At 71.2% G+C, this 2,702-nt stretch carries 6 protein-coding genes; 4 read left to right on the top strand and 2 right to left on the bottom strand.

The genetic code is table 11. From position 1 onward, the window contains the following. Positions 1-14: 14 nt before the first annotated feature. Both rpsN and rpmB read right to left on the bottom strand, forming a co-directional pair. Positions 15-320, bottom strand: coding sequence for a 30S ribosomal protein S14 (rpsN, locus tag P1P70_RS43125; RefSeq protein WP_319247741.1), 306 nt, complete (start codon positions 318-320; stop codon positions 15-17). A gap of 15 nt (positions 321-335) precedes the next feature. Then, positions 336-572, bottom strand: a complete 237-nt coding sequence (gene rpmB, locus P1P70_RS43120; RefSeq protein ID WP_184905144.1) for a 50S ribosomal protein L28 — start codon at positions 570-572, stop codon at positions 336-338. Between the two features lie 61 nt (positions 573-633). On the opposite strand from rpmB, the gene rpmG reads away from it, so the two are divergent. The 4 genes from rpmG to rpsR are packed head-to-tail and all read left to right on the top strand — an operon-like array spanning position 634 to position 2,628. Beyond that, entirely contained in the window at positions 634-798 is a 165-nt protein-coding gene (gene rpmG / locus P1P70_RS43115; RefSeq protein ID WP_033524681.1) for a 50S ribosomal protein L33, read from the top strand. Between the two features lie 7 nt (positions 799-805). After that, positions 806-1,108 carry a type B 50S ribosomal protein L31 gene (locus P1P70_RS43110; RefSeq protein ID WP_319247738.1) on the top strand — a complete coding sequence of 101 codons (303 nt, stop codon included), beginning with the start codon at positions 806-808 and terminating at the stop codon, positions 1,106-1,108. Positions 1,109-1,113: 5 nt separating this feature from the next. Beyond that, positions 1,114-2,388, top strand: coding sequence for a CobW family GTP-binding protein (locus tag P1P70_RS43105; protein WP_319247736.1), 1,275 nt, complete (start codon positions 1,114-1,116; stop codon positions 2,386-2,388). A 6-nt stretch (positions 2,389-2,394) separates the two neighbouring features. Continuing rightward, positions 2,395-2,628, top strand: a complete 234-nt coding sequence (gene rpsR / locus P1P70_RS43100) for a 30S ribosomal protein S18 (RefSeq protein ID WP_319247734.1) — start codon at positions 2,395-2,397, stop codon at positions 2,626-2,628. Positions 2,629-2,702 lie beyond the last annotated feature (74 nt).

The following is a 2,702-nucleotide window of genomic DNA, read 5'->3' as shown; positions in this document are numbered from 1 at the left end:
CCGTCACCCACCCCCTACCAGGACGACTTCCGCACCCCGGGCAGATACCCCGCGTGCGCCTGCTCCCGCAGACTCACGCGGGACAGCCCGAACTTCCGGAAGTGCCCCCGAGGTCGGCCGTCCACCTGGTCCCGGTTGCGGACGCGGGTCGCGCTGGCGTCGCGCGGCTGGGCGCGCAGCTCCCGCTGGGCGGCCTCGCGCTCGGCGTCAGAGGCGGACGGCCGCCGGATGATCTCCTTCAGCTCGGCCCGCCGCTCGGCGTACCGCGCGACGATCTCCCGGCGCTTGTCGTTCTTCGCGATCTTGCTCTTCTTCGCCATCGGCTCCTCAGCCCTTCAGATCTTCACGCCGCGCGCGCGGATCCGCGCGACCGCGGCCTCGACGCCGATGACGTCCACGGTCTTGATCCCCTTCGTGCTCAGCCGCAGCCGCACATGGCGGTTCTCGCTGGGCAGCCAGTACCGCTTGGACTGGATGTTGGGATCGAAACGGCGGGACGTACGCCGGTGGGAGTGCGAGATGCGGTTGCCGAAGCCGGGCTGGGCGCCGGTCAGCATGCAGTGGGCGGACAAGGTGATGCACCTCTCTCGATCAGGTGATGTAAATGGAATTCATTTTCAGTAAGGTAGCAGCATGGCACGCAACGAACTCCGCCCGGTCATCAAACTCCGGTCCACGGCCGGCACCGGCTACACCTACGTCACCCGCAAGAACCGCCGGAACGACCCGGACCGGCTGACGCTGCGCAAGTTCGACCCGATGGCGGGCCGTCACGTCGACTTCCGAGAGGAGCGCTGAGGCGCCGATGAAGAAGGACATCCACCCGTCGTACGGGCCGGTCGTCTTCCGGGACCGTGCCGCGAACCACACCTTCCTCACCCGCTCGACGATGACGAGCGAGAAGACGATCGAGTGGGAGGACGGCAACACCTACCCGGTGGTCGACGTCGAGATCTCGAACGTCAGCCACCCCTTCTACACGGGCACCGCGCGCGTGCTGGACACGGCCGGCCGCGTGGAGAAGTTCCAGAAGCGCTACGGCGCCGGGAAGGCCGGAGCGACCGGATCGGCCGGAGCCACCGACTCGACCGGAAAGAAGCGGGGCTGACCGACGTGACACAGCTGTCTGTCGCGATCGTCGGCGGGTTGCACGCCGACGCCCGGCGGGCCGCCGTCGAGGCGCTGCTCGCCGGGGTCCCGGGCAGCGTCGCGCTGCACCACGACCTCTCCACCGCCACCGACGGTCCGGACGCCAAGGTCGTCCGGACCGTCCGGGACGCGGCGGGTCTCATCTCCACCGGCGAGACCCCGCTCGTCAACGACTGCGCCTGCTGCGCGCTGCGTGAGGACCTCGTCCCCGAACTGGAGCGCTTCGCCGACGCGGGCCTCACCCGCCTCGCGGTCGTCGAACTCTGGGACTCGGTCGAGCCGAAGGCCATGGCCGAGGTGGTCGCCGCCAGCGGCCTCCGTCTCACCTCGGTGATCACGGCCGTCGACCCCGCCCTCCTGCTGCCCTACCTCGGCAACGGCGACGACCTCGCCGACCGGGGCCTGGCCGCAGCCACCACCGACCAGCGCACGGTCGCCGACACCTTCGCCCGCCAACTGGAGTACGCCCCGATCCTGGCCGTACTCGACTCGGCCGAGGCGGACGACGAGGACAGGGCCCTGCTGGCCCAGTTGCACCCGACGGCCCAGCAGGTGCCCATAGCCGACCGACAACGTGCCCCTGAGGTGGCCGCAGGCCCCGAAAGGGGCGCGGGGCAGCATCGATCTGCGGCTCCGCCGCGGGGCGCGACCAGCCACGACCCACCCGCACCCGGCAGCGTCCAGTACCACTCACGGCGCTCCCCGTCCCTGCTCGCCGCAGCGTTCGCCGGCTTCGACGTGGACGCCGCCGCAGCGGCCCAGCACCCGGCGTCCGCCCTCCTCCCCACCGACGCCGACGAACACGGCGTCACCACCCTCGTCTGGCACCGCCACCGCCCCTTCCACCCGGAGCGGCTCTACGCGGCCCTTGAGGACCTCTGTTGTGCGGCGGCCCGCAGCCGGGGCAGGTTCTGGCTGGCCGAGCGCCCCGACACCCTGCTCCACTGGGACGCGGCCGGCGGCGCCCTGTGCGTGGAGTCGGTCGGCCCCTGGCTCGCCTCGCTCCCGGACGCCGCCTGGGACATGGTCCCCCCGGTCCGCCGCGCCGCAGCCGCCCTCGACTGGCATCCGGAGCATGGCGACCGCTGCCAGCACCTCGTCTTCACCTCGCCGGGCCTGGACCGTGACGGACTCGAACGGCTGCTGGAGTCCTGCCTGCTCACCGACGCCGAGTACGCCGCGGGCCGCGCCGCCTGGGAACGGCTGCCGCGCCCCTTCGACACCTTCCTGGAGGTCTGAACCGCCATGCCCCGCAAGCCGGAGCGCAAGCCCGCCAAGTCCCGCCCCAACCCGCTGGACCAGGCGAGGATCACTTACATCGACTACAAGGACACGGACCTCCTGCGCCGGTTCATCTCCGACCGGGGCAAGATCCGCAGCCGCCGCGTGACCCGCGTCACCGCGCAGCAGCAGCGTCAGCTCGCACGGGCCATCAAGAACGCCCGCGAGATGGCCCTCCTGCCGTACGCCACACGCTGAAACCCTCGACCCGACCCGACCCGACCCGACCCGAACCCCTCGTACCTTTCTGAACCCCCCGCACCTTTCCGCAC

Source organism: Streptomyces sp. MB09-02B (assembly GCF_033794485.1).
Classification (GTDB): domain Bacteria; phylum Actinomycetota; class Actinomycetes; order Streptomycetales; family Streptomycetaceae; genus Streptomyces.
Note: the sequence above shows the minus strand (reverse complement) of the source record. Positions and strands in the feature narration are given on the sequence as shown.